The 26,269-nt window shown below is 39.9% G+C and carries 23 protein-coding genes; 14 read left to right on the forward strand and 9 right to left on the reverse strand.

Going from position 1 to position 26,269, the window contains the following annotated elements:
* The first annotated feature begins 245 nt into the window (after positions 1 to 245).
* Positions 246 to 755 carry a hypothetical protein gene (locus tag ACO1XM_RS07540; protein WP_486227473.1) on the forward strand — a complete coding sequence of 170 codons (510 nt, stop codon included), beginning with the start codon at positions 246 to 248 and terminating at the stop codon, positions 753 to 755.
* 318 nt (positions 756 to 1,073) lie between these two features.
* Positions 1,074 to 1,802, forward strand: coding sequence for a hypothetical protein (locus tag ACO1XM_RS07545; protein WP_486227475.1), 729 nt, complete (start codon positions 1,074 to 1,076; stop codon positions 1,800 to 1,802).
* Positions 1,803 to 1,925: 123 nt separating this feature from the next.
* On the opposite strand, the gene ACO1XM_RS07550 is transcribed toward ACO1XM_RS07545, so the two are convergent.
* From ACO1XM_RS07550 to ACO1XM_RS07575, 6 genes are all read right to left on the reverse strand, one after another.
* Positions 1,926 to 4,268, reverse strand: a complete 2,343-nt coding sequence (locus ACO1XM_RS07550) for an ABC transporter permease (protein ID WP_486227476.1) — start codon at positions 4,266 to 4,268, stop codon at positions 1,926 to 1,928.
* 192 nt (positions 4,269 to 4,460) lie between these two features.
* Entirely contained in the window at positions 4,461 to 7,373 is a 2,913-nt protein-coding gene (locus tag ACO1XM_RS07555) for a G8 domain-containing protein (RefSeq protein ID WP_486227478.1), read from the reverse strand.
* 36 nt (positions 7,374 to 7,409) lie between these two features.
* A complete protein-coding gene (locus ACO1XM_RS07560) occupies positions 7,410 to 7,775 on the reverse strand; it encodes a T9SS type A sorting domain-containing protein (protein WP_486227480.1) in 366 nt (121 codons plus the stop codon).
* 1,130 nt (positions 7,776 to 8,905) lie between these two features.
* Entirely contained in the window at positions 8,906 to 9,310 is a 405-nt protein-coding gene (locus ACO1XM_RS07565; RefSeq protein ID WP_486227482.1) for a VOC family protein, read from the reverse strand.
* Between the two features lie 126 nt (positions 9,311 to 9,436).
* Entirely contained in the window at positions 9,437 to 9,856 is a 420-nt protein-coding gene (locus ACO1XM_RS07570) for a nuclear transport factor 2 family protein (RefSeq protein ID WP_486227484.1), read from the reverse strand.
* Positions 9,853 to 11,046, reverse strand: a complete 1,194-nt coding sequence (locus tag ACO1XM_RS07575) for a THUMP domain-containing class I SAM-dependent RNA methyltransferase (RefSeq protein ID WP_486227486.1) — start codon at positions 11,044 to 11,046, stop codon at positions 9,853 to 9,855. Before ACO1XM_RS07575 ends, ACO1XM_RS07570 begins: the two co-directional genes overlap by 4 nt.
* Before the next feature lie 106 nt (positions 11,047 to 11,152).
* Here ACO1XM_RS07575 and pyrF point away from each other — a divergent pair, with 106 nt between their 5' ends.
* The 5 genes from pyrF to ACO1XM_RS07600 are packed head-to-tail and all read left to right on the forward strand — an operon-like array spanning position 11,153 to position 16,110.
* Positions 11,153 to 11,971 carry an orotidine-5'-phosphate decarboxylase gene (gene pyrF, locus ACO1XM_RS07580; protein WP_486227488.1) on the forward strand — a complete coding sequence of 273 codons (819 nt, stop codon included), beginning with the start codon at positions 11,153 to 11,155 and terminating at the stop codon, positions 11,969 to 11,971.
* Between the two features lie 17 nt (positions 11,972 to 11,988).
* A complete protein-coding gene (locus ACO1XM_RS07585) occupies positions 11,989 to 13,266 on the forward strand; it encodes a DUF2851 family protein (protein ID WP_486227490.1) in 1,278 nt (425 codons plus the stop codon).
* A complete protein-coding gene (locus ACO1XM_RS07590) occupies positions 13,263 to 14,561 on the forward strand; it encodes a hypothetical protein (RefSeq protein ID WP_486227492.1) in 1,299 nt (432 codons plus the stop codon). The genes ACO1XM_RS07585 and ACO1XM_RS07590 overlap by 4 nt, the downstream gene beginning before the upstream one ends.
* A 14-nt stretch (positions 14,562 to 14,575) precedes the next feature.
* A complete protein-coding gene (locus tag ACO1XM_RS07595) occupies positions 14,576 to 15,214 on the forward strand; it encodes a DapH/DapD/GlmU-related protein (RefSeq protein ID WP_486227494.1) in 639 nt (212 codons plus the stop codon).
* 32 nt (positions 15,215 to 15,246) lie between these two features.
* On the forward strand, positions 15,247 to 16,110 hold the full coding sequence (locus ACO1XM_RS07600) for a nucleoside phosphorylase (protein WP_486227496.1): 864 nt from the start codon (positions 15,247 to 15,249) through the stop codon (positions 16,108 to 16,110).
* On the opposite strand, the gene ACO1XM_RS07605 is transcribed toward ACO1XM_RS07600, so the two are convergent.
* On the reverse strand, positions 16,111 to 16,362 hold the full coding sequence (locus ACO1XM_RS07605) for a hypothetical protein (protein ID WP_486227498.1): 252 nt from the start codon (positions 16,360 to 16,362) through the stop codon (positions 16,111 to 16,113). It abuts the gene before it with no gap.
* A 154-nt stretch (positions 16,363 to 16,516) separates the two neighbouring features.
* Here ACO1XM_RS07605 and ACO1XM_RS07610 point away from each other — a divergent pair, with 154 nt between their 5' ends.
* The 7 genes from ACO1XM_RS07610 to ACO1XM_RS07640 all read left to right on the forward strand — a co-directional run bounded on the left by ACO1XM_RS07610 (position 16,517) and on the right by ACO1XM_RS07640 (position 24,009).
* Positions 16,517 to 17,746 carry a M16 family metallopeptidase gene (locus tag ACO1XM_RS07610; RefSeq protein WP_486227500.1) on the forward strand — a complete coding sequence of 410 codons (1,230 nt, stop codon included), beginning with the start codon at positions 16,517 to 16,519 and terminating at the stop codon, positions 17,744 to 17,746.
* 7 nt (positions 17,747 to 17,753) lie between these two features.
* Positions 17,754 to 18,401: an O-methyltransferase gene (locus ACO1XM_RS07615; RefSeq protein WP_486227502.1), complete on the forward strand. Its 648-nt coding sequence runs from the start codon at positions 17,754 to 17,756 to the stop codon at positions 18,399 to 18,401.
* A 2-nt stretch (positions 18,402 to 18,403) separates the two neighbouring features.
* Positions 18,404 to 20,113: a LysM peptidoglycan-binding domain-containing protein gene (locus ACO1XM_RS07620; protein WP_486227504.1), complete on the forward strand. Its 1,710-nt coding sequence runs from the start codon at positions 18,404 to 18,406 to the stop codon at positions 20,111 to 20,113.
* A gap of 124 nt (positions 20,114 to 20,237) precedes the next feature.
* Positions 20,238 to 20,651 carry a response regulator gene (locus ACO1XM_RS07625; protein WP_486227506.1) on the forward strand — a complete coding sequence of 138 codons (414 nt, stop codon included), beginning with the start codon at positions 20,238 to 20,240 and terminating at the stop codon, positions 20,649 to 20,651.
* A 56-nt stretch (positions 20,652 to 20,707) separates the two neighbouring features.
* Positions 20,708 to 21,634 (forward strand): DUF3078 domain-containing protein, encoded by a 927-nt coding sequence (locus tag ACO1XM_RS07630; RefSeq protein ID WP_486227508.1) that lies wholly within the window; start codon positions 20,708 to 20,710, stop codon positions 21,632 to 21,634.
* A gap of 106 nt (positions 21,635 to 21,740) precedes the next feature.
* Positions 21,741 to 23,291, forward strand: a complete 1,551-nt coding sequence (locus ACO1XM_RS07635) for a helicase HerA-like domain-containing protein (RefSeq protein ID WP_486227510.1) — start codon at positions 21,741 to 21,743, stop codon at positions 23,289 to 23,291.
* A gap of 82 nt (positions 23,292 to 23,373) precedes the next feature.
* Entirely contained in the window at positions 23,374 to 24,009 is a 636-nt protein-coding gene (locus tag ACO1XM_RS07640; protein ID WP_486227512.1) for a GyrI-like domain-containing protein, read from the forward strand.
* 78 nt (positions 24,010 to 24,087) lie between these two features.
* On the opposite strand, the gene ACO1XM_RS07645 is transcribed toward ACO1XM_RS07640, so the two are convergent.
* Both ACO1XM_RS07645 and ACO1XM_RS07650 read right to left on the reverse strand, forming a co-directional pair.
* Positions 24,088 to 25,446 carry a TolC family protein gene (locus tag ACO1XM_RS07645; protein ID WP_486227514.1) on the reverse strand — a complete coding sequence of 453 codons (1,359 nt, stop codon included), beginning with the start codon at positions 25,444 to 25,446 and terminating at the stop codon, positions 24,088 to 24,090.
* Positions 25,447 to 25,449: 3 nt separating this feature from the next.
* On the reverse strand, positions 25,450 to 26,136 hold the full coding sequence (locus tag ACO1XM_RS07650; RefSeq protein WP_486227516.1) for an ABC transporter ATP-binding protein: 687 nt from the start codon (positions 26,134 to 26,136) through the stop codon (positions 25,450 to 25,452).
* Positions 26,137 to 26,269 lie beyond the last annotated feature (133 nt).

Below are 26,269 nucleotides of genomic sequence, written 5' to 3' on the forward strand. Positions count from 1 at the left end.
AGTTGGGACTGTGATCGGACTTATCGGAATAGTTGGAGGCTACTTAAATAGAAACAATATAAAAAAGCACAGTCCACAACAAAGTATATAAAACATGACGGTCCGGTTGAGTTAAATTTATTATTTTAGAATGCCGGCACGATTCATATACAAGTGTTGTAGGAAAGGCGTTCAGACACCAATCAAAATAACGAGTTGAGTAATTGATTATAAATTCAAAAGAAATATTGAACTCCAAATTAGGTATGAGAAAAAATTTAATACTTGGATTTGTACTATTGACAACTTTAGCATTTGCGCAAGTTGACAGCTATAGAATTAAAGAACAAGCTGAAATGACGGCAAGTGCTCTTCTTCAAGACGACTATGAAACCCTAATAAAACTTACCTATCCGGAAATAGTAAAAAAGATAGGAGGAAAAGACAGAATGATTCTGCTAATTAAAAAGGGAAAGTTGGAAATGAGTCAGCAAGGCATATTTTTTGACAAAGTGACAATTGGAACTCCTTCAAACACTGTAAAAGCGGGAGACGAAATCCACTGTCTAGTACCACAGACAATTTTAATGAAAGTACCCGGAGGAAAAATGAAAAGCGAAACGCATTTACTAGCAATTTCAAAGGACAATGGAAATCAATGGTTTTTTATCGACACTGTAAATTTGACAATGGAGAATCTAAAAAAAATGTTTCCGAATTACAATACTGATTTACAACTTCCGACTAAAAAACAACCAAGATTTATAGCTGATTGATGAGTTAAATGAATTGAAAAAGAAAAAAATATCACCAAAATCTAACTGTGGGTAAAATCGGTGGATAACAATACGTTTTTCCTCCAAGGTATGACTTGAAGAGTGTGAAGGATTATCTCATGAACTGTGATTACAGTGCTGTAGATTAAAATTTAGCAGCAATTATATATATTTACCATATAGGGTGGCTTTACACAATGTTGGAGTTAGTATGGATATAGTCAGAAGTTGGCGGAAGGCAACTATGAGAAATTAGTCAATCCTTGTCACGCTTTATCTGACATCCTCACTAAATTGTGAATAACAATAGGTTTTTTTATGAAACTATTTAATAGACAAAATTTCAAAAACATCTATCACCGGCTACTCGTGTACTTTGTTGAAATTGTAATTATTTTTATAGGCATTACTATTTCCTTTTTGTTTGAGCAGTGGCGAGAAGAGAATAGACAAAAGGAAGAGCTCATAGGACTAGCCGAATCTCTTATACGAGATGCGGAAATCGGGAGGAATCACTTAGAATCTGACTTGAAGGGAACGAACATTTGGCTTAAAAATCTAGATTCTCTTCGTATACAGCGTGATCTAGAAAAAGTTGGTGAACCAGAACTTTTATGGTTTTACAACTTACTCGCTGGCAAAGAATTTGGCTTGTTTGACTCAAAATCTCCAGCTTATTTGTCAGGAATAAGCAGTGGCTTATTAACCAAACTACCAGATTCCATTCAATTAAAAATTTACAATGTTTATGAGAGCAAATTACCTGACCTTCAACATTTATATGACCAACAAAATAAGACTGCTGAATACTTCAGGAATGAAATAATGATACATTCTAAAAGATATTTATATCAAAAAAATGTATCAGCAGTAACCATTGATTTAAAAGAGTTTGCTAATGAGGTTCAACAACCAATCTATGGAAATTTGATAAATCAATTTTTTACTACCGAGAATGTAATTCGTAGTAGAAACATAAAAATAACCAACGATTTTAATTTAATAATCCGATCCCTGAATGACTATATAGGAGTATTGAAAAAATAGTAAGAAGATTGAATTCAAATCGATTATAATCTGCCTGCACCAACAACCATTGACTGAAGAGTTGTAAGCTCATCTCAATTTCGGCCATGTGAAAGCTAAAATCAACTGTTCAACTTTAAAACCCTATTCGTTTCTTAAACTAACAACAGGATTGGTATTAGCCGACTTCAGTATAACTATACCCACGGTTATCATCGCGGTGAGCAGGGCAAAGCTTAAACTTAGTAGAAAAGAAGAAAAAGAAATATCAGCACGGTAAGCAAAAGCCTCCAACCATTGTTGCATGGCCCAGTACACGACTACACTAGACAACAGGAAGGCAGTCAATAAAATTTTAACATACTCTGCAGATAGTATACCGGTGATTGAAAAAGTAGAAGCGCCCAACACTTTTCTGACGGCAATTTCTTTGGCACGTTGCTCTGTCATAAACCTGACTATACCCAATAAACCAAGGCAGGATATAAAAAGCGCAAAACCACCTAAGTAAGAGAACACCACATTGGTTCGTTGCTCTGTTTTATACAAGTTAGCCACATCTTCGTCAATAAAGTGATAGTCAAAAGGGCGTTCCGGTGCATACTTCTTAAAAACACCTTCTACAGCCGCAACGGTTCCAGGGCTGGCATCCCTAAGCTTTACTGAAACATTATTAATTGATGATGGATAAGTGTACATGATCAAGGGTTCTATTGATTTATGTATTGACTTAAAATGGAAATCGTTTAGAATACCAATAAGGTGGTATTTACGTTCATGAACTACTATTTCCTGCGCTTCGGCTGCTGTAATATTCATGATGGCTGCCGCGCTTTCATTCAACATAATAGACGCTGTATCGTTACTCGCGGGTAAGGTAAATGCGCGACCTGATTGTAAGGATAAACCATATACGTCAATAAATTCATGATCAACAATGAGTTTGTGAAAAAAGGTGTGGTCCGTTTCGGGCTTGCCTGCCCACTCCACATCACTGGTGTTTTGATCGGTAAATACAATGGGATGATTATGACCTGTTACTGCAATCACCTGACTTAATGTTTTTAATTCGCTACGCAGCGACTCGAATTGTGGTAAAAATTTTCGTAAGGCGGTAAAGGAGATAATCTTATCCTTATCATAGCCTAAGGCTTTACTGTTGATAAAATTAAGCTGATCTTGTATGATCAGGGTTGCACTAACCAGGCCAATGGCTAAACTGAATTGTGTTACAACCAGCATACGTCTGATCGAAAGTGCTCCATCAGCTGTGGATTTACCTTTAAGTGACTCCACCGCTTGTTGTTTAGTAAGCAGTATTGCCGGATACACACCAGAAAGTATTGTTGTTACACCCAGCATAACAAGCAGGTATAAAATATTTGTCTGCGAAAAAATCAGAGCAAGCTTTAAACCTGTTAAGGCATTAAAATGAGGTAAGACTAACCACACCAAGGCAAGTGCCATCAGCAGGGCCATCAGTGCATAAAGAAAAGTTTCAGCGATGCTATAAAGAATAATTTGCCTTGTGCTTGATCCTAAAACCTTTCTAACAGCCACTGCATGATTCCGCTTGAACAACCGGGCTGTTGTCAGGTTAGCGTAGGTAAGGCAGGCAATAAGTAAAACCAAAGTTCCAACCCAAGAGAAAATGATGACATAGGTGATATTTCCTCTGCCGGGCACATCATTGTTCAAGGCGGTTGATTGTAAATGAATTTGCTGAAGTGGCTGCAATGCTAAAAGCGAATTTCCATCTTCCTGATTTTCCATTAATACTTTAGAAATTGATTTTTCAAATGATGTGGCTTCACTTTCAGTATTTAATTTGATATAGGTATGCAGACTGGAAAAATACCAATCGTCTGTAGTTAGCAATCCATTGCCAGACATAAATTGCATTGGAATCAAAAAATCGAAATCATAGAAGTGTGTATTTTCTGTTGGGTTTTCCATTACCGCCAAAATGAGGAGGTTAAATGGGCCGATGATAAATGTTTTGCCAAGTGGATCAGCATCTCCAAAGAAAATTTCTGCCAGTCGTTGTGTAATTATAATTTGATTGGGCTCATTTCCAAAAGTTGAGGCACTGCCTTTTATTAAAGGAAAGGTAAAGACCTCTAAAAAGGAAGAATCTACAGCTATGCCTTTTTTGTACAAACAGTTAATGTCAGTTCTGATGCAAAATTCAACCAATGATGCGCGTGTGGTTTTTTCAATGGCTGTTTGTGTTGACTGCAGGTGTTCTGCCAGGGGCCCAGGTGTTAACGCTACCTGCGAAGTAAGACTGTCTGCATCATATTTTTTTTGTGTTATACGGTAAATGGATTCAGCGTCAACGTGAAAATCATCAAAGCTTCGCTCATAGCTTACCCAAATAAAAATAACGATAAAAAAAGCAAAGCCTATTGACAGACCAGTAATGTTAATAAAAGTATCTAATGAGCGCATGTTGCGCCAGATGGTACGGAGGTAATGACGTAACATAACTAGGTTTAGGTTCTGGTAAGTTAATAACAGTTGGTAGTATTTTCTATCTTAAAAGCATTCATTTATAAAAATAGTGTGCCTTAATTTTAAGGTATAACCACGTAATTAATCGGTTTGCTGTAGTCAGCATTGATGAACGAGCCCAGTCTGCCCATCACCACATAAATGATTCACAAAATCCTCTCTGCTCTAAAATATCTTAAGCACTACTGTTTCATAAATCAATTCATCGCTACTGGGCACAGCTTCCTGCGGATTATTGGTCCAGAATTCCCAACGCCCCCCTCTTATCTTTACCCATACCCTGTTATTTGCAGGGTCTTGCCAATAGGTTTCGCCTGCTGAATCGATTACTGCTTGCAAGGAATTAAGCTCACTGTAATTAAACCATGTGTCGGTATCCACCCATAGGCGTACAGTTGCATTGATATTGCCATCGAACTGTATGCCGATTACTTGTGTGTCGCTTGCCTCCAGCATATTCTCCACGTTCATCTGGAAATTGGTTGGATGGCTTGCTTCTGCCGGAAAAGTTAATTCATAAATACCTTCAGGTGTTGTGGCAAAATGGCGCATGTGTTGTAAAAACCAGTCTTGCTGTGCTGCGTTTACTGTCCAGGTGGCTACTGTTTGTAAATCATTATTTAGTCGCTTTACTTCTATGCCCATCAAATCCATGTAGGGTTGATTTTGCGGAGGCGTATCGCCAACACCATGCAGCACAAATCCTTCAAAACCATAAAAGGGTCCGGGTACACTTACACCTCCGGATATTTCACCCGGAGTAACAATACTTATTGTTTTACCATAAGTAAAAAAGGGTTCGTTATACACAAAATAATTTCCAACGGGTCCCCATACGCCTTGTGCATCCAATAAAGCAGAGGCCAATACATAGTGCGGATAGAGTGCGCGCAACTTTACTCCAGGATGTGAACTATGTATGAGGTTGTTGGTATTTCTGATCATGCCTTTATCTACTGGCCGCGTGTAATAATCTTCCGTTGAAAAAACTCCGCTTCGCCCGTTGACACTGGCCGGGAAATTGATAACAATGTTATCGCGGATATCAAATGTGCTATGGTAGGTGGCGAATGCAACAGGATCGGGATTGGAAAAACCTGCAAAGGGATCTGCTGCATCGCTTCTGCCAGTACCATTCATAGTGTGGTTAAGACTTGTACCAATAATCAGGGAGCGCTCAATGATGCCGTCATCTCCAGAGCCTGCAAAGAATCTGCCGTGGTTATCTGCTGATATGACTGATTGGTTTGTAGGTCTTCTTGCTCTGTCCCAAATACCGGGGCCCATATTTTTCCAAACCTTAAAACGAGTTAGATGAAATCTACGCAAGCTCGGTTCTGGCCAGGGTGTTGCTCTCCCACCCTCATTGGATGCATACTGGTGACCGATGGTGTTGCCTTCATTGTCGTTCTCTACATCATCGAGGTGGATACCATTAATGCCATTGGAGTGCGAAGTGTTATTATCGAACACACCAAACTCCATCCGACTTGGATTCATCAGCATGCCATCTTCTGCCAACACACCTGTGCTTTCACCGAAAGGTCTGGTGGGAAAAGTCAGCCAAAAACCAAATGATCCACAGTCTGCGGCAATGTTGTTAATGATTGTATTGTCTGGATTGCTTATCCAAAATCCTGAAGAACCCTTCTCACTTACTTCATGCATTTTTAAACGGCTCTCATAAGGAGGATTTCTTACGCGCAATACAAGGTTACCATCTATTACATTTCTTCTTTCTACGGCATCTTCAGTAAAAATACCATGGCCTTGTACATCATAGACAATATTGTTTTGCACCAACACCCCATTGGTACCATGAATAACAATGCCTCTGTTTCTGGAACTGTTAATGGTAGAATTTTTAAAATACTGACCACTGGCATCCGTTGTAAATTGAGTGCCTGCATAACTGAGCATGTGCCAATGAAAAGGATAACGTCTTACTCTTCCCCTTTGACCACCTCTTTTAATTTCAAGGCCATCAACATGTGCTACGGAAGATCCCATCACCATGATATGCACACCAAAACCCTGAGTTTGCCATACAGCATCATCCGGAGCTTGAATAACAATATTGCGACTGAGGTTTCCTACCTCGGCTCGCTCATCGAGTACAAGTGGTGTTTGCAAGTCTTCTGTATCCGGTTGTGGTGGTGTTAGTAAGTTAGCAGGCTCAAGACCCACACCTGTTGTGGTGGCATATTGTAATAGTCCCCAACGAAAAGCGTTGAGGGGGATACTTAATCCAAGCTGCGTTCCATTAAGCGATGTTATGGAATTTTTTTGCGTGACCGAAATACCGCCACCCGCCTGATAGTAATCAGTAGGTGCAATGACTAATTCATCGCCTACTTTCCAATCAACGTTTTGTAATAGATTGATGGATGTTGAACCTGCCGCTGCATGTTGATTGATTTTAGTCCAGATAACATCTGGCGCTTTACCATACAATTCCAGGTTTCCATCCATGAGTACAAGGCCGCGAGTACCCATGCCCATGATGCTGGCTTGCGTATCTGTATCGGTGAGTGTGATGATTGCTTTCTGTAAAAAAGGATGTTGTTCTGTACCTATGCGCAAGGTACCATGTACCATTATCCATTTCGCACTGAGTTGTAAATCCTTTCTGGCAAATTCTAATTCACCATTTATGGTAATGCCTCCGAGCGCTGGCGGATTCTCATCCAATCGAATGGTCATGCCTTCTGGAATTACAACATCGCTCCCAGTGCCTGGCTTACCATTGGGCCAGGTGGCAGGATCAGACCATAAGTATACTTGTTTGCCTGTTACTTGTGTAATGTTGGAAAAAACGGGCAGGCAATCTGGCTCAGTAATTTGTGCCCTGAAATAATTGCCAGTATTACGGATTACATGTTTAAGTGTAAGGTCAGAAGCACCTTCAATATCATTCCATGCCTCACCATCTGTTGAGAACTGCCATTGAATATCTCCTATTGTAGTAGCAGGTATCTCTAATTTTAGCGTATCATAAAATTGCACTTCAGCAACTTGTGCTTTACATAGATATGATGTAGACAAAAATATTAGTATCGCGATGAATATTTTTTTCATAGTAGCTCTTGTTTGGGAAAATAAGTGGGGTCAATCTTATTCTTTAATAAGTCGGACATGCGAGCTTCTATTTGCGGCCTCTAAGCTCAGTATGTAAAAACCCGCTTTGAGTTTACGCACGTCAATTGTAGAAATGCCAGCGGATATAGGTATTGAAAATATTGTTGAACCTATTGGATTATAGAAACGCAGATTACCTGCCGCTGCGCTGGATACTTGTATAAAATGCGTTGCGGGGTTGGGGTGTATGTTAAATAATTCGAATCTGTCTTTAAGCCCAACCACCTGTTGACATGCTTCTGATTGATCTACAGAAACGTTTATGGTATAGGATAATTGGGCGACTGATTTATTAAAGATTAAAAGCCAAAACAAGAGGCAACACAAGGAGGTTTTGATCATACAGTTCAATGGATATTAATACAGTAAAAATAGTCGCGCAGCTCCTTCTATGTGAATTTTCGGTCGATACAAATGGTATACAAGGGCGATAAACTGAGGGTAATCAGTTAATAAGCTCATAATATGTTTTAATAAGTTCATAATAATATTTCTTGCAGGGGGGTGCCTCACCCCTGCCCCTCTCCAAAGGAGAGGGGTGTGAAGCGATGAAAATTATGAACTTGCAATGACTTTAACTCTATAATAGTAAAACACTGAATTACTTGTAGCTCATCTTGCCTTTGCAGTTCGTAAAATATGCTTTTGCATAGAGTGGGGTTAACCCTGCCCTCTCCAAAGGAGAGGGGTGGTGAAGCGATGAAAATGATGAACTTGCAATGAATTTAACTCTGTAATATTAAAACACTGAATTACTTGTAGCTCATCTTGCCTTTGCAGTTCGCAAAATATGCTTTTGCTTAGAGTGGAGTTACCTCTGTTACTCTCTAAAGGAAAGGGGTGGTGGAGTGATGAAAATGATGAAAGTGCAGAATGTAATTGGGTTATGAAAAAACACTTACTCAGAGGTTTTTCATTTTCCCCCTCGTAATTCTCAAGATATGACGCTTTTTATAAGTGAATAATCTATACGACTCTCCATGCTCTGTGCGAATCTTTATGCGATTTGGAAATAAGAATGTGTAAAGGGGTTTTATTGTTAATATGTCTGAATACGGTATTGAAAAGTTAAACTCAGCAAGTTTTTCTTTTTTACATTCAAAAATGAGGGAGTCGTTTGTAAGTAATATGACTCCTCTCTTATTACTAAACGGCTTTTCAAACATCCGATCGTCTCTTGTAACTTTTTGGGAATAGATTACCACGCGATTCGCATTTTGGCTGTTGGCAAACAAATGCAAAAGCATAAAAACTGAAAACGACACAAATTCTTTTGTTGTCATAGTCTAATGGAATTGTTTTCATAAGAACGCTTTGGACAAAAGTTTCTGTATTACAAAGAGAAAAAATATTTAACAAATCCTTAGCTAATTAAGAACCTGTTGAAATTTAACAGCGTGTATGTAGATCGAATTACACTTGAGAGAAAGAATTAGAATAAAAATTCATAAAATATTTTTCGAAGGTCAATGCTAGTGAGTCTTCTCTTCAGATCCAATCAGGTCAATGAGGTTGCCATATAAATCTTCAAACACAAGCACTCTTCCATAGGATTCTTCAACAGGGCCACGTACGATTTTTATCTTGTGTTTTTGAAGATTTTCGTAATCAGCTTGAAAATTCTGTGTGTGGAGAAAAAGGAATACACGCCCTCCTGTCTGGTTGCCTATTCTGCTGCTTTGCTCTTCGTTTGCTGCTTTGGCCAATAATAATCCGCAGCCTGTATTACCAGGCGGTAATACCACCACCCATCGTTTGGTGGGTGACGTGATTTTATCTTCAACAAGAGAGAAGCCTAAAACGCGTGTATAAAAATCTATGGCTTCATCATAGTCACGAACAACCAGGGTAATGTAAGCAAAGTGTTGTTTACTCATATTGCTTTAATGTTATTTAGATCAAATTCAATGTCTTTTAGTTAAGTTTTTTATGGCCTCACCTCCTTTCCTCTCCAAAGGAGAGGATGAAGATTGGAGCTTAACTAAAAGACACTGAATTTCTGTTTATAATTTACAGGAATGTCTACTGATCAGCTTCCAGTGATTGTTCACTTTTACATAAACTTCGGTGTATGATAGCTTCAAGGAAAATTCCGTTGTATTCACTTTGCCAACAAAGGTTCCTTTGCCTGTTACGATAGCGGTTTGGTCAATCAGATTTACGCTCGACTCCTCCACCACAATACTTTTATATTGGAGCTTACCGCTTTTCATATCGCTTAACACTTCTTCGCGGTTCTGAATCCAGCCATTGGAATGTACATAGCTTACTTTATCGCCAAGAAAGTAATCAATGGAATCTATATTGTTGCTAACCAACCATTCAAACTTTTGCTTGTGTAAGGCATCCACTTTGGCTGCATCAGTTTGAGCCAGTGCAAGAAGGGAAGTAAAGAAAAAAACAAGCGTGCCAACAGTTCTCATGATTCTGCTTTTAATAGTTTATCCTTATCACGTGTCCCTGCATACAATTCATACTCTAACAAACGACAATCAATTTTGGCGTTGTAAAATTCTATGCGCTTGCTCGCTCGTAGACCAATTTTTTTGGCAAGATCTAAATTACCTGTAAAAATATAGCCGGTGTAGCCTTTGCACTGCTGCTTCAGAAAATCGCCCATACGCTTGTAGGTTGCTTCCAGCTCGCTCACCTCCCCTAAACGTTCGCCATACTCCGGATTAAAATACACAACACCACTTACGCCTTCCGGAACATAGGTATCGGCAAAGTCACACTTTTTTGTTTTGATGTATTCAGCAACGCCTGCAATTTCAGCATTGACTTTGGTTACATTCACAGCATCTTCACTAATGTCAGTGGCATAGATGGCCAAGTTAGGTACTTCCTTTACCTGATCTTTTAACTTTTGAAACTCGCGGTGATAATTGCCAATTTCAAAACCCGCAAAATGCATGAAAGAGTAATTTCTGCGGAACAAGCCAGGCTTGCGTTGGGTCGCTATCAAGGCAGCTTCCACGGCAATAGTACCGGAACCACACATGGGATTGACAAAGGGTGATACTTTATCCCACTTGGTTGCATATAAAGTGGCTGCCACTAGAGCTTCAAGCATAGGTGCTTTACCTGGTATTTTTCTATAGCCGTGTTTGGAAAGCGTTTCACCGGATGTATCGATAAATACCTCTGCTTCATCGTCCTTCCAATACAAATAGACAGCGGCTTTATCCATGTTAGGCCCGCTGTTGGGGCGCGTACCTGTTTTATGTCGAATCCTGTCTACAATAGCATCCTTCACTTTTACATTAACGAACATGGTATTGTTAATGCTGGGCGTATCCACATTACAGGTTACTGAGAAATAACCTTCGTTCGGAATAATATCTTCCCAGGGAATTTCTTCGAGGCCACGATAGAGCTCGTCACCATTTTTAGCACGCAATTGACGCAATGAAAAATGAACCTGACTGGCACAACGTAAGTTCAGGTTAAGTCGGATACAATCCAACATAGTGCCCATCAACTCAATTCTTGTCGGGTACACACCTTCAGGCGTATAGCCCAGGTCTCTGATTTCCTGCTCCAAATAAGGTGCAATTCGCTTGTTACAGGTTACAATAATGCGACTGCTTTCTTTAAAAAGTTCAAATGCCATGCTGCAAGTTCCGATTTTTTCAATCAATGACGCACAGCCTTGTAAAAAACTTCTTAAGTATCGATAATACCTTGCCTAAATACTTTTCCTTTTCCTAATTTGAAGCATGAATCGCAAACAGTTATTTGAGCAAATCCAACTAAAGCAAACTTATTTATGTGTAGGCCTTGACACAGACCTAGACAAAATTCCTAAGCACTTATTATCGGAAAAAGACCCCGTTTTTGAGTTTAACAAGCAAATAATTGATGCTACCCACCAGCATTGCATAGCCTATAAGCCCAATCTTGCCTTTTATGAAGCACTTGGCTCCAAGGGTTGGGAGAGCCTGCAAAAAACACTGGAATATATTCCCAAAGATATTTTTACCATTGCTGATGCCAAGCGTGGCGACATTGGCAACACCTCTTCTTTATATGCCAAGGCATTTTTTGAGCAATTGAATTTCGACTCGATAACAGTTGCGCCTTACATGGGCGAAGATTCGGTAAAACCCTTTTTAAAATTTAAGGATAAGTGGGTGATCTTACTGGCGCATACTTCTAATATGGGGGCGGCCGACTTTCAACTGATAGAATCTAAAGCGAATGGCAGGCGCTTATACGAAGAAGTGATGCTACGTGCACAAAGTTGGGGCAGCAGTGATCAGCTCATGTTTGTGGTGGGTGCCACCCAAGCTGACAAAATTGAAAGCATTCGTAAACTCGCACCGGATTATTTCTTTCTCGTTCCGGGCATAGGTGCGCAAGGCGGAGACCTTGAGTTGGTATCGAAATTTGGTATGAATAAACAATGTGGTTTATTAGTAAACTCTGCCAGGGCCATCATTTACGCATCGGGAGAAAAGGATTTTGCACAGGCCGCCAAACGCGAAGCTGAAAAAGTAAGTGAGGAGATGAAGATTTATCTGAATAAATATATTTAGTTTTAAATAAAACCGTTGTGAGCGAAGCCTTTCTCCATTACATATGGCAATTTCAATATTTTGATAAAAAGGACTTAGTCACGACTGAGGGTGAAACTATTACTATTTTAAAAACCGGCTTTTATAATACACATGCCGGACCCGATTTCTCTCAAGCTAAAATAAAAATAGGTGACCTTGAGTGGATTGGTCATGTGGAAATTCACATTCATGCTTCTGAGTGGCAACAGCATAAACATCAGCACGACAAGGCCTATGACAATGTAGTACTGCACGTTGTTTGGAAAAACGATAAAGTTATTACAAGAAGTGATGGTAGTCTGGTGCCCACACTGGAGCTTAAAAACAGAATTGAAGATTCTTTATTATTGAACTACAAGCATCTGGTTAACCAGCCTGTTTCTATTCCTTGCGCTCATGCTTTACACACAGTTAATAGTCTAACCAGAATTTCGGCACTGGATAGCGCCCTGGCACAACGCCTGGAAAACAAAGCCAGACTGATATTAAAAAGTCTTGAAGAAAATAACAATGATTGGGAAGAAACCTTCTATCAATTACTGGGTAAAAACTTTGGTTTTAAAGTTAACAGTGAAGCTTTTTATGCATTGACCAGGGCAATTCCATATCGAAGCTTGCTAAAGCACAGTGATAAGCTTTTGCAACTGGAGGCTATGCTATTAGGTACTGCAGGCTTTCTCGATAAAGTGAAAGATGATTATGCGCAATCCTTACAACGCGAATACAGTCTTCTACAAAATAAATTTAATCTTACCAAAAAACAGTTGAATGAAAGTCAGTGGCGCTTTTTACGATTGAGACCTGCCAACTTCCCTACCTTGAGAATTGCGCAGTTCGCAACCTTATTATCAATGCGCAAAAACTTATTTTCAACCATACTAGCTACTGAATCCATTGTAGCCTTGAAACAACTTTTTGAAGTTAGTCAGTCAGCTTATTGGCAAACACATTATCGCTTTGATAAAAAAAGCAAGAAAACTGTTCCGGTTTTGGGAGAGACCGCTATTGAGAACATTATCATTAATACTGTAGTACCTACCATGGCTGCTTACAGTATTTATAAAGATGAAAGTATCTGGATGGATCGGGCAATCGATTTTTTGAGTAAGATCAGCCCCGAGGAAAATAGCATTATCAGCGAATGGAAAGCATTGGGTTGGTCTGTTACATCAGCATTTGATAGTCAGGCATTGATTGAACTCAGAAATAACTTTTGCCATAAGCGCTTGTGTCTTCAGTGTACTATAGGGCATACCTTGATTCGAAAGACATGATGTACCTGCTCGCTTTTGTTTCGATATCATTGATTACTATTTTTCTATACAGTGTATGGAAAAAAACGAATAGCGCCATAAAGTCTTTTTTTCTATCGGCCCTGTTATTGCATGTTACGGCTGGCGTTTGTTTAGGCTTACTCTATGTCCACTATTATGGAGAAAGCGACACCCTCATTTATTTTCAGGAGGGGCTGAAGCTGAATGAATTACTCTTTACAGATGCAAGACTTTATCTGAATTTCCTCTGGAGCAACGCAGGTGATGATTCATTTCTGCATACAATGGTTTACACAGACAAGCGTGCCTTGTTTATGGTAAAAATCAGTAGCATTATTTTACTGCTATCCGCTAATAATTACTGGCTTGCTTCTTTTTACTTTTCCATAATTAGTTTCTTAGCCAGCTGGAAAATTTCACGCACCCTCCACCATTATTTTCCGGAAAAACAAAATGCCATTTTATTTTCCTTCCTTCTTATACCATCAGTTGTTTTCTGGTCGAGTGGTGTTGTAAAGGAGAGCGTTGCGCTGGCTTCACTTTTATGTATCGTCAGCCATTTTATCTTACTTTATAAAAACAAGAAACTGATTTGGCGGCAATGGCTTATCAGTATTATTTGCATTTGGCTACTCTATAACTTAAAGTATTACTATCTGGCGGTTGTGATGCCCGTAATTATCACAAGTTTGTTGGTGCAATTCATCGTAAGGCATTGGACAAAGCGCTCCTTTATACAGGAATTATGTTTGTGGTTGTCTGTGTTCTGCACATTCAGCTTGTTGGTAACACAACTCCATCCCAATTTTTATCCAAGTCGTTTTCTTTCAGTTATTTATAACAATTACCTGGCATTTATCGCTAACTCCGCTCCGGAAGATGTCATGCATTTTCAATATTTGTCAGAAAACTGGATAAATGTAGCGCTCCTTTCACCATGGGCTTTTATGTCTGGCTTATTCAGGCCATTTATTTGGGAAAGCAGCAATCTATTGCAAACGATCGCAGCCATAGAAAATACCTGTTTCTTGGTACTGACCGTCAGCAGTTTACATGCCTTAAAAACTTTATCCAAACACACTGACAGGATTTTGATTTTTGCAACGTTGGTCTACTGTTTTGTGCTTAGTGTATTCTTAACACTCTCTACACCCAACTTTGGCACCCTAATACGCTATCGTGTAGGTTTTTTACCTTTTTTTATTTTCCTCACTGCCAGTTCAAGTCCTATCTTTAACCTGATTATTAATTTATTATCAAGTATCCGACAAAAGTTTGTTGGTAATAAACGCTAAACGTATTTTTAGATATGGACAACCCTGTACTTATTTTCGGTGCCAATGCTTTGGGCCGTGCAGCAAAAGAAATTTTTGAAAACAATGGCAATGTTGTCTATGGCTTTTTGGATGACGATAAGAAACTTCATCAAAAGGAAATAGACAATGTGGTTTGCTTAGGCAGTACAGATGATGATGGCTTCCTGAAACTGATTGGAAAAAAGTGTGAAGCTTTTATCGCAGTTGACGACATCAAACTAAAGAAAAACCTGACCGAGATGTTGAATGATGTTCGGCATGTGCAGCCTGTTAACGCTATACACAACCAAGGCTCTATGGGAAACCATGTGGAACTGGGGCATGGCAATATGATCGATCAGGGAGCCCGTATTGGTGCGGGTGTAAAGATGGGAAGTCATTGTATAATCCATGCCAATGTTGTTATCGGAGTAGGTGCTGAAATAGGTGATTATGTTAATCTTGGTGCAGGCTCCATTATAGGCAGCGGTGTTAAAATAGAGGATGAAGTATTTGTAGGAGCCGGAGTAACAGTGGTGGCTGATATTACACTTGGGAAAAGAGCCCGTGTAGGTGCGGGATCTGTAGTGATTGGTCAGGTAAAATCAGGTGAAACTGTTTTTGGAAACCCCGCTCAAAAAGTAAATAGTTAATCATTAGTTATAAGCCCCCTAACTAAACCTGTATGGGTAAAATCTCTGAAACTGATCTCATCTTAAACGAAGACGGAAGTGTTTATCACCTGAATCTTCTTCCGAAAAATATTAGCGATACCATTATTGCTGTGGGTGATCCTAACCGAGTTTTTCAGGTGAGCCAGCATTTTGATGATATTGATTTTGAAATGAACAAGCGCGAGTTCATTACGCATACAGGCAAATACAGTGGTAAAAGAATAACAGTTATCAGTACGGGTATCGGAACAGATAACATCGAGATTTTTTTAACTGAGTTGGATGCCCTGGTCAACATTGATTTGAAAACTCGAGAACCCAAAGCACGCAAAAAGAAATTACGGATTATTCGTGTAGGTACTTCCGGTGCCATTCAGGAAGACATCCCCCTGGATTCGCATTTGATCAGCGAGTATGCAATAGGTTTTGATAACCTGATGAATTTCTATGACCTGCCGATGGATAAGTTTGAAAAAAGCATAGGCAGGGCGTTAAAGAAACAAATCGGCCTGAATTTTTCACCCTATGTTGTAAAGGGCTCGGAAAGCCTCCGCGATTTGTTCAAGAAGGAAATGATTATTGGAAACACCGTTACTGCCCCTGGTTTTTATGCACCTCAGGGAAGGGAAATGCGCATTCCTGCCCGTTACCCAAAACTGCTGGAAGATCTTACCTATTTCCACACTAAAAACAGCGATTTCTGGCTTACCAATTTAGAAATGGAAACCGCTGCCTATTATGCCCTGGGGCGTATGCTGGGACATGAGGTAATCAGTCTGAATGCTATTATTGCCAACCGGGTTAAGAATAAGTTTTCGAAAAAACATACCAAGACCGTTGACGACCTGATCAAGAAGGTACTTGACCTTGTTTAGCTAAGCTGTTACGCCACTCTCCATACGCTTAATGTATTTGCCAGCCTGGAACGGACTATCATTGTAGAAGCCTGACAAAATACGGTGAGCAATTTGCTCAATAATCAATTCATTGTCTGACTTACCATCTTTGCCTCTCCAGTACACACGGTTAGGATGCTTGCGCATGTCTTCTACGTATGCCTTGGCACGTTGAAACTGATCGTCAGTAAATGTGATTGTAAAACAGGTTTTAACTTGTTGAGTTTCCATAGCAATAATCAATTAGCAATGAGTATACCAAACTAATTCTTCTACTAATAACAAAATCAGCAGTATCAAAGTCAATATCACGCCCGAATTCGGGCATTTGCGTTCGACTTTGCGACAAATACACTGGCATAATTGATTAAATTGCAGGGCATTTATGAAGGACTGTACTATTTTCAAACTCAGCAATGGCATACGTGTCGTTCACCAGCACATTGCACATACTAAAATTGTTCACTGCGGATTATTCCTGGGTATTGGTAGTCGCGATGAAAATACCGAAAACCAGGGTATAGCTCACTTCTGGGAGCACATGGCATTTAAAGGAACCAGGAAGCGATCGACACTTGATATTATTACAAGTTTAGATTCGGTGGGTGGTGAATTAAACGCCTACACTGACAAGGAGAAGATTGTGTTTTTCGCTTCGGCTCGTGATGAGTACTTTGAACGGGCCGTGGATCTGCTCTCTGATATTACATTCAATTCTACCCTACCCGAAAAAGAATTGGAGAAAGAACGTGGTGTTATTCTGGAAGAGATGTCTATGTATCTTGATAGTCCGGATGACTCCTTGCAAGACGAATTTGAAAACATCGTCTATCCCAAACATCCGATGGGCATGAACATACTCGGGAGAAAAGAAACGGTAAGTCGTTTTACGCGCAAAGATTTCAAGCAGTTCTTTGACGAAAATCTGAGTAACGATAAAATAGTGTTTAGCTGTATTGGCAACATTACTTTAGCTGAAGTGGAAAAGATGGCCAAACGTTATCTTGAAAAACGCACGCTTGGCAAAGCAACTGCCAAGCGGAAGAAAATCAACATATATAAACCCAGTGAAAAGCTATTGACGCGTCCTGTTAAACAGGCCAAGTGTGCTATTGGAAGCCGGGCGTATCCGATACATCACAACGATCGTGTCGCTTTTTATTTGCTTGTTAATATGCTTGGCGGTTCTGGTATGAACTCAAGACTCAACCTGTCTCTGCGCGAAAAGTATGGTTATGTTTATTCTATCGATGCGCACTACATTCCCTACTCAGACACCGGCTTGTTTGCTATTTTCTTTGGAACAGAACCCAAGCAGTTAGATCGTTGCATTAATCTGGTTAAGAAAGAACTCAATCGCTTCCGTGAAACCAAGCTAAGCAACAAACAATTGAATGAAGCCAAAGAGCAGATAAAGGGACAGATGGCCATGTCGGAAGAAAACAACCTGAGTTTAATGATGATGATGGGAAGAAGTATTCTAGACTATAACCGAGTGCCCTCCATTGAAGAAGTATTTGAAAAAATCAATGCCATTACACCTGCTAAAATGCAACGCATTGCCAACGAAATGTTTCGCGAGAAGGAATTAAGTCAACTCATTATTAAATCATAAGCATACAATGCCCTTAGATATTACCCACCCGCTTGTACAACAATATGCAGAGAGGTATACATCTACTGAAAGTACATTGTTACAAAAAATAAACCGAGATACCCATGCCAAGGTATTGATGCCACGTATGCTGTCTGGTCAGTTGCAGGGACGCTTTTTGGCCATGGTGAGTCGCATGATAAAGCCTCAGACCATCCTTGAATTAGGTACGTACACCGGCTATTCTGCGCTGTGTCTTGCGGAAGGTCTTGCTAAAGGAGGAAAGCTGATTACGATTGACGCCAACGAAGAATTAGAAGATCGCGTAAGGGTATACTTTAATCAATCAGCCTATGGCGCAAGCATTGACTATCGTATTGGAAAGGCCGCGGATATTATCCCGACCCTTAAAGAATCTTTTGACCTGGTGTTTATTGATGCAGACAAAGAAAACAATGGGAAGTACTTCGAATTACTGATCAATCGTGTAACTTTAGGAGGCTTTTTATTAGTGGATAATGTATTGTGGAGTGGTAAAGTGGTAGAAGACAAACCTGATAAAGACACGCGCTCAATTTTGTCATTCAATGAAATGATACAACATGATGAACGTGTCGAAAATGTTTTACTGCCATTGCGTGACGGACTTATGCTAATGCAGAAAGTAAAAGAGTAAGTATGAAAATTTTAACAGCGCTATTTTTTGTTGCCACCCTTACGGCAGCAGCGCAGCCCTACGAAGTGCCACAGGTTCCGCATAAGCTGAACTTTGCCGGTATTACCTTAACCATTCGCGATGATGCCAAACGGGAAATTCAAAAAGATGTTGATGCTTTATGGCAATCACCACGACACTTCAATATAAAAGTAGAACGGGCTAAAACATACTTCCCTACTATCGAGAAAATTTTTGCTGAAGAGCGTGTTCCTGATGATTTCAAATTTTTAGTTTTACAAGAAAGTGCATTGATAGCAGATGCTGTTTCTGTTTCTGATGCAGTGGGGTTCTGGCAGTTTAAAGATTTTACTGCAATGGAAATGGGTTTGCGTGTTGATGATGAAATTGATGAGCGAATGAATATTGCCTCTGCTACCCGGGGTGCAGCACAATACATCAAAAAGAATAATTATCGTTTCAATAACTGGATCTATGCCTTACAGGCCTATCAAATGGGAGCTGGTGGTGTGTTGCGTTCTGTGGAAGACGTTGAGAGTGGTGCCAAGCACATGACCATTACTTCAGCAACCTATTGGTACGTGAAGAAATTTCTGGCGCATAAAATTGCTTTCGAAAAAGCAGTCAGTGGCAAAGCACAACAGCCCATCAGCACCTATCAAAGCAATACAGCACAATCCATTAATGATGTTGCCCAAAAGGTAGCAGTACCTGCCGAGGAGTTATTAGCTTACAATAAATGGATCAGAAAAGGAAACATTCCGGGCGACAGAACTTACGCCATTGTAGTGCCACTGCCTGCTGATAAATTACCTGCACAACAAGATGCACCTATTGTGGCTAAAACCGTACAGGGCGAAGCCAAGGCCTCTGCCCTGGTGAAGATTCTAATTAACGGTGTGCCGGCTACCAAGGCACTCCCGGGCGAAAACATGACTACCCTGGCCAAGCGTGTAGGACTCAGTTTGCCAAGTTTCATGAGTTATAACGATCTGCAGGGTTTTGAAAAGATTCAGCCCAATCAACACTACTTCTTAGCAAAAAAGAAAAGCAAGGCCACGCAATCCGAGACCTTTGCAAAAAAAGGTGATGATTTGTGGACAATCAGCCAACAATATGGTGTGTCATTAAACAAGCTTAAAAAATACAATAGAACCGATGATATCAGGGTAAGAGAAGGACAATCAGTTTGGTTAGCTTCAAAGAAGCCTAAAGATTTTGACAATAAAACGTCAGAAACCATTCTTACTGATGACGCCTATTTTAACTGGGGTACACAGCCAACTGAGGCACCCAAGGCCATGCCCCAGGGAAGCATTATAGAAAAGCCCCTCATAAACGACCAAACAAGCCCGGCTATACAGGCTGATTCGATACCAACAATACACATCGTACAGGCAGGAGAAAATTTAACTGCCATTGCCCGTAGTTACAACCTTAGTTTGCAAGACCTGATACGTTGGAACCAACTTGGTGACAACAGGGAATTAATGGCAGGACAACGTTTGCGGCTTAGTGAAAACAAGGATTTAGGCAATACACCGGCTCAACAGGTAACGGTACATGAAGTTAAAGCAAGCGATACATTGTACAGCATTGCCCGTCAATATGGCATTACCATTAAAAACCTGATGGAATGGAACGGCAAAAAGGATTTTACCCTCTCTATTGGGGAAAAGCTTACAGTTTATAGAAATCAGGCCAACAATTAGTACTTTAGGCAAATAAGGGCTTTTTTATACCCTCAATTTTAAGGTAATGACTTAATTATTCGTAGAAAAAGGATAATTTTGCGGTTGACCAAGACCAATTTTTCAGACTTCTTAGCAAACATTAATGCATACAGATACAAAGGCAATCGATTTAGTGATGTTGGTGGACGATAATGATACCGATAATTTCATCAGCAAGCGCATAATCGAAATTACAAAGTTTTCTAACCGGGTTGAAGTAAAGAGCTCAGGTAAGTCAGCACTTGATTATTTAAGGGAAAATCAGAACAATGCAGAGAACCTGCCTAGTCTGATATTCTTGGATATTAACATGCCTATCGTTGACGGATTTGTATTCTTATACGAGTTTGAAAAGTTTAATGAACTCGTGCGTAACAAGTGCAAAGTAATCATTCTATCAAGCTCTGATAACAAGCGTGATATTGACAAGATTGTTAACAATAACCACGTGATTAAATTCATTACCAAACCACTTACTGAGGTGGCTTTAGATGAAATTAAACTGAACAACATCTAACAACATTTGTTTCTCAATAGTTATTGTAGTTAATTAACTACGCTAAACTATTGCCCATGAAAACACTAACCAGAACAAGTCTGCTCACGCTTGCACTGCTTGTTATTGCCCAATCCTACAGTACCGCACAAATTGTAAAGCCCGATACGCTCTCCAATTGGAAGAAGAAAACATCCTTTGGTCTTAACTTCAATCAGGCTTCCTTCTCCTCCAACTGGAAAGGTGGTGGCGTAAACTCCATTGGTTTTAATGGATTTTTCAACCACAAAGCCAACTTTGCTAAAGGAAAAGACAGGTGGGACAATGAAATAGACCTGCAATACGGTTTTGTTAATAATGATGGACAGGGGATGCGCAAAACACTTGACCGTATTTACCTCGACACTAAATACGGACATGACCTTACAACAAAATGGAGCATGTTCTCCTCACTCAACTTTCTATCACAATTTGCACCTGGTTATAAATACACCAAAGATGCCAATGGCGTTGAAGTAGAGGATATCATATCAGATATTTTTGCACCTGCTTTTATTACCGCTGCACTTGGTTTTGAATACAAGCCTGTAGATTATTTTAAAGTAAGAATTTCTCCTCTTGCACCCCGACTCACCATTGTTCAGGATCCGACTCGTTTCACTCAGTCTGTTGCACCAGAACCCTACGGGGTCGATTCAACCAAAACAACCCGATTTGAGTGGTTCGCTTTTCAACTCACTGCTGACTTCAATAAAGACATCGCCAAAAATATAAATTTAAAATGGCGTTACATGCTCTTCGCTAACTACGAAACATTGGAAGCTAAAAAGATTGACCACAGACTTGATCTATTGCTGACTGCCAAGGTAAACCGTTTCTTTAACGTGAACCTGGGCGGTGTACTCATTTATGACTTTGACCAGGACGATGAAGTACAGCTGAGTCAATTATTCAATTTTGGTTTCTCCTATAGCATTCAGAATTACGCTGAAAAGAAAAAATAAAATTACAGATTAATCTCAGGAGGCGATTGAACAGTATAAATACTGCATTAATCGCCTCTTTTTTATTGACAATCTTATAACTTGCTTAACAGTTTTTTTAAAAGCTATGTCAAAAGAAAAATTTATTACCTCGATACAAAGTTCATATACACAAAATCCGAATAGTATCTATTTGGGGGCAGGTGTTTATCAATCAGCTATTGTGGCTGAAGCAAGTGTGTATCTCTCCATGCGCATGATGAACAGGCATGGTTTGGTAACAGGTGCAACCGGTTCGGGAAAGACAAGGACGCTACAATTGCTGGCTGAACAGCTTTCGAATGCGGGAGTGCCTGTATTTATGCCTGACATGAAAGGCGATTTATCAGGGATGGCAGCTGAGGGACAGCGCAACGCCAAAATAGATGAACGTGCTCAAGCTTTAGGAATAAATTTTTCGCCTTCAACCTTTCCGGTCGAGCTCTATTCCTTAAGTGGAAAACTTGGTGCGCAAATGCGTGCCACCATTACTGAATTTGGCCCTGCCCTACTCAGTAAAATTCTTGAACTGAATGATACCCAAACAGGCGTACTTAATATCCTCTTCAAATATGCTGACGATAAACAATTACCTATGGTTGACTTCAATGACCTGAAGAAGGTCTTGAACTACCTAACGGAAGGTGCAGGCGCAGCAGAAATAAAAGCGGACTATGGAAAAATTTCTTCCGCTACTGCCTCAACGATTTTGCGCAAAATCGTTTCGCTGGAACAACAAGGGGTGGATCATCTTTTTGGTGAACCCTCATTTGATATTGAAGATTTATTTGAAAAGGTTGATGGTAAAGGGGTAATTAGTCTGTTGAATGTTTCAGACATACAAAGTCAGCCAGCAATTTTCTCTACATTCATGCTATCGCTGTTGGCAGAACTTTATCAACGCTTACCAGAAGCAGGAGATCTAGACAAACCAAAACTTATATTCTTTTTAGATGAGGCGCACTTACTCTTTAAAGACGCGCCCAAAGCATTTTTAGATCAGATCGATCAAATCATCCGGCTGATACGCTCTAAGGGAGTTGGTATTTTCTTTTGCACACAAGTCACACAAGATGTACCTGCTAACGTATTGGCACAGCTAGGCAATCGTATACACCATGTTATTCGTGCTTTTACGCCTAATGACGTGAAGGCCTTAAAAGATACCATTAAAACGTTCCCCAAGTCGGAGTATTACGACATGGAACAGCAGTTTACACAATTAGGTACAGGCCAGGCTTTTATTACTGTACTTAATGAAAAGGGTATCCCGACTGAAACTGTTGTAACACACCTGGCACCACCTACTTCTGTAATGGGGCCATTGAGTGAATCAGACTATCAGGATTTACTTAAAAACTCTGATCTGTTTAAGAAATACAAAGATTCAGTTGATCCGGAAAGTGCCTTTGAAATGCTTTCAGAACGCATGGTTCAGCAAGAGGAAAATAAAGTTGAAGAACAAAAAAGTGAACGTAAAACCCCTGGTAGCAGAAGGCAGGAAAAATCTACTTTCGAGGAAGTGATGGCATCACCGGTGGCAAAACAAGTAGGTCGTGAGTTAGTAAGAGGTGTGTTCGGGATGCTCTTTGGCTCAGCACCCCGAAGAAGCAGCAGAAGAAAAACGAGTCTATTCTGATACTCGTAAATAGTTAAGTATTTGGAGTGCTTCTGCTGACATACCCTTGTCATCATCGCTTGTTTTCTTTGAGAAAAAAGTCATGGAAAAGCTCGATCTGACAAAAAAGTATAAAAGGTACTTTACCGCCAAAACCAATCCTGAACTTGTAGAAATTGAAACAGCCAACTTCATTTCAATCTGCGGTAAAGGAGATCCATCCGGTAAAGATTTTACCGATCGCATTGAAACGATTTATCCATTAGCGTATACAATTAAATTCAGTTGCAAGGCAAAAGGTAAAGACTTTGTTGTTTCAAAGTTGGAAGGGCTTTGGTGGTTTGACGAAAAGAAATATGCGAATAAGACAATTTCAAATGCTTCTATTGAAGTACCTCGAAGCGAATGGGAATATCGCTTATTGATTAGATTACCAGACTATGTTACAAAAAAAGATGTTGAGCTAGCTGTAGAAACAATCAGTCGGAAAAAGAATATACCCTTACTCAAGGAAGTTGCATTTTTTACGATGACTGAAGGCACCTGCATACAAATGCTGCATCTTGGCCCCTATTCTACTGAACCTGAATCGTTAAAAATCATTGGTGAATTTTCGCGTGAACACAAGCTCCTGAAAAACGGCTTGCATCATGAAATCTATTTATCCGACTTTAGAAAGACTGCACCAGAAAAATTGAAAACGATATTGAGAGAGCCGGTAAAGGTTAGAGCTTATTGAATCCTACACTGATTAAGATGCATAAAAAAAGCCCCTGATGGTTGCAGAGGCTCTTGGGGTTAAGGAAAATTTGGTTGGTTATGGGATGTCTTCAAACTTTAAAGTTCCTGTAGCATAGTTAATTAGTATTTTCTGGAACATTAATGTATAGCGTGCGCTCTCAAAATCGGCTTGAGCACGTGTATAGTTTTGTGTTGCCTGTGTTAAAGCAACAATATCAGATATACCTAAACCATAGCGTTCCTTTTCAAAATTATAAGAAATTTCTGCAGCTTTTAACTGCGAATTGGTTGCTTCATAGCTTGAGCGTGCATCTTTATAGTTTTGAAAAGCCAGCATCACTGATGACTTCACCTGTATTTCTGTATTAGCAGTTGTCAGCTTAGCATTTTCATAATTCATTTTAGACCGCACTACATTAGATCGATTCTGGAAGCCTCCAAAGATGGGTATAGTAAAACTTACACCATAGGTCAGCTGCGTATTGTCGTTCAGGAATTGATTATTGAAAGAGCGATTGTCCGGGAAAAAATTCTCTTCAGGATTGGGATGTATGTAGTTATAACGTGAGCCATATTGCAGGAATGCATTCACGCTTGGCAGGTAACTTCCCTTTGCTGAGTAGTATCCAAAGCGGTTAGCTTTTTCAGTAGCTTTTGCAGATTCAAAATCACTACGGTTTTCTAAAGCAGTTTGATTTAATTGTTCTATTGACAGCACATCAGCATCTGCTGCATTTACATCCCATGCTGGTTCTTCCAGCTCAAAGGGAACAAGCGGATCTATTTGTAATGTAGTTGCTAAAATGGTCTTATTGTTTCTTAAGGTATTACGTGACCGCAACAGGAGTAGCTCGGCATTCTTTACCTGATAGTCCTGGTTATACATATCAACTTCTGGTCTGCTTCCGGCAAGTACCTGCTCTCGGATTTGATCATACTGCTGTTGTTGTGTTTCCAGGTTTTTTTGCTGAATCGTAGCCAGACGCTGATCTAATAAGCAACGCAAAAATTGATTAGCAATGTTGGTAATAACATCCTGATTGGTTCGCTTAACCAAATTCATTTGTGCATCATTCTGATGTACCGATTGTTTGAATGTGGTTATAGTGCTCATCCCATTAAACAGCGGCATGGATACGTTCAGGTTAGCGCCAACAAAATCAAGCACACCATTAATTACCTGTCCTTCCTGTTGGTTGAATGAGTTACCATCATTTCTTCCTGCGTTACCTTGAATATTTACACTTGGTGCCAACTGTAACATGCTACTGTTTTTAGTAACCGTTGTAGTTACCAGATTATTGTTAGCCTGGTTTAAAGCCAAATTATTCTTCAAACCAATTTTCACGGCTTCTTTAAACGATAGCGTTGCTGGTGTTTGCGCTACTGCTGCAAATGAAATTACTCCTAAGTAAAGTACAAATACTATTCTCATTGATTAAGCATTTACTGTTAGACGTTCATCCTGAACAATGGCACCATCACCTAAACGCACAATGCGCTTGCCGTACCTGGCATTTTCTTCAGAATGCGTTACCTGAATAATGGTAATCCCCTCTTCATTCAGTTTTTTAAATATTTCCATAATATGTTTACCCTGTTCGCTGTGCAGATTACCGGTAGGTTCATCGGCCAGTAATAATTTGGGTTGACCTACAATGGCACGTGCAATACCCACCAATTGTTGCTGTCCTCCTGAAAGTTGCTCAGGGAATAAATCTTTCTTGGCCACCATGTTAAAGCGATCCAATAATTCAGCTACCATACTCTTGCGCTGGGCGCTGTTTACACCTTTGTACAACAAGGGTGTTTCAATATTTTCGTAGACTGTCAACTCATCAATCAGGTGGTAGGCTTGAAAAATAAAGCCGATATAGTTTTTGTGCATGTCGCTCTTTTGCTTCTCCTTCATGCGGTGCACAGGCTCATCGAAAAAGTAGTACTCACCGGCAGATGGCTCATCTAACATGCCAATGATGTTCATCAAGGAAGATTTACCGGCACCACTAGGCCCCATAATGGTAACAAACTCTCCTTGCTGAATTTCAAGATTAACTCCCTTTAAAATGAACGTGCGCTGAAAGCGGGAATCCACGTATTTGTCAATGTCTTTAAGGTTGATCATGCTTTAAATTTTAGACGTAAATCCATACACTGGGGTAACAGTACAGTCATGAATCCCCACCATCATGACCAATATAATGCCAAGGAAAAAAGGCCTTAAAAACTCAAAAATAAGGTTTTTCGCGTAATCCAGA

Source organism: Chryseotalea sp. (assembly GCF_057350905.1).

What these genes read in the sequence shown, in the direction of transcription:
- ACO1XM_RS07600 (WP_486227496.1), top strand. Translation starts at nt 15,247, where the DNA reads ATGGGTAAAATCTCTGAAACTGATCTCATCTTAAACGAAGACGGAAGT.
- ACO1XM_RS07620 (WP_486227504.1), top strand. Translation starts at nt 18,404, where the DNA reads ATGAAAATTTTAACAGCGCTATTTTTTGTTGCCACCCTTACGGCAGCA.
- ACO1XM_RS07605 (WP_486227498.1), bottom strand. Translation starts at nt 16,362, where the DNA reads ATGGAAACTCAACAAGTTAAAACCTGTTTTACAATCACATTTACTGAC.
- ACO1XM_RS07595 (WP_486227494.1), top strand. Translation starts at nt 14,576, where the DNA reads ATGGACAACCCTGTACTTATTTTCGGTGCCAATGCTTTGGGCCGTGCA.
- pyrF (WP_486227488.1), top strand. Translation starts at nt 11,153, where the DNA reads ATGAATCGCAAACAGTTATTTGAGCAAATCCAACTAAAGCAAACTTAT.
- ACO1XM_RS07590 (WP_486227492.1), top strand. Translation starts at nt 13,263, where the DNA reads ATGATGTACCTGCTCGCTTTTGTTTCGATATCATTGATTACTATTTTT.
- ACO1XM_RS07545 (WP_486227475.1), top strand. Translation starts at nt 1,074, where the DNA reads ATGAAACTATTTAATAGACAAAATTTCAAAAACATCTATCACCGGCTA.
- ACO1XM_RS07615 (WP_486227502.1), top strand. Translation starts at nt 17,754, where the DNA reads ATGCCCTTAGATATTACCCACCCGCTTGTACAACAATATGCAGAGAGG.
- ACO1XM_RS07640 (WP_486227512.1), top strand. Translation starts at nt 23,374, where the DNA reads ATGGAAAAGCTCGATCTGACAAAAAAGTATAAAAGGTACTTTACCGCC.
- ACO1XM_RS07540 (WP_486227473.1), top strand. Translation starts at nt 246, where the DNA reads ATGAGAAAAAATTTAATACTTGGATTTGTACTATTGACAACTTTAGCA.
- ACO1XM_RS07575 (WP_486227486.1), bottom strand. Translation starts at nt 11,046, where the DNA reads ATGGCATTTGAACTTTTTAAAGAAAGCAGTCGCATTATTGTAACCTGT.
- ACO1XM_RS07630 (WP_486227508.1), top strand. Translation starts at nt 20,708, where the DNA reads ATGAAAACACTAACCAGAACAAGTCTGCTCACGCTTGCACTGCTTGTT.
- ACO1XM_RS07625 (WP_486227506.1), top strand. Translation starts at nt 20,238, where the DNA reads ATGCATACAGATACAAAGGCAATCGATTTAGTGATGTTGGTGGACGAT.
- ACO1XM_RS07570 (WP_486227484.1), bottom strand. Translation starts at nt 9,856, where the DNA reads ATGAGAACTGTTGGCACGCTTGTTTTTTTCTTTACTTCCCTTCTTGCA.
- ACO1XM_RS07650 (WP_486227516.1), bottom strand. Translation starts at nt 26,136, where the DNA reads ATGATCAACCTTAAAGACATTGACAAATACGTGGATTCCCGCTTTCAG.
- ACO1XM_RS07550 (WP_486227476.1), bottom strand. Translation starts at nt 4,268, where the DNA reads ATGTTACGTCATTACCTCCGTACCATCTGGCGCAACATGCGCTCATTA.
- ACO1XM_RS07555 (WP_486227478.1), bottom strand. Translation starts at nt 7,373, where the DNA reads ATGAAAAAAATATTCATCGCGATACTAATATTTTTGTCTACATCATAT.
- ACO1XM_RS07635 (WP_486227510.1), top strand. Translation starts at nt 21,741, where the DNA reads ATGTCAAAAGAAAAATTTATTACCTCGATACAAAGTTCATATACACAA.
- ACO1XM_RS07560 (WP_486227480.1), bottom strand. Translation starts at nt 7,775, where the DNA reads ATGATCAAAACCTCCTTGTGTTGCCTCTTGTTTTGGCTTTTAATCTTT.
- ACO1XM_RS07645 (WP_486227514.1), bottom strand. Translation starts at nt 25,446, where the DNA reads ATGAGAATAGTATTTGTACTTTACTTAGGAGTAATTTCATTTGCAGCA.
- ACO1XM_RS07565 (WP_486227482.1), bottom strand. Translation starts at nt 9,310, where the DNA reads ATGAGTAAACAACACTTTGCTTACATTACCCTGGTTGTTCGTGACTAT.
- ACO1XM_RS07610 (WP_486227500.1), top strand. Translation starts at nt 16,517, where the DNA reads ATGAAGGACTGTACTATTTTCAAACTCAGCAATGGCATACGTGTCGTT.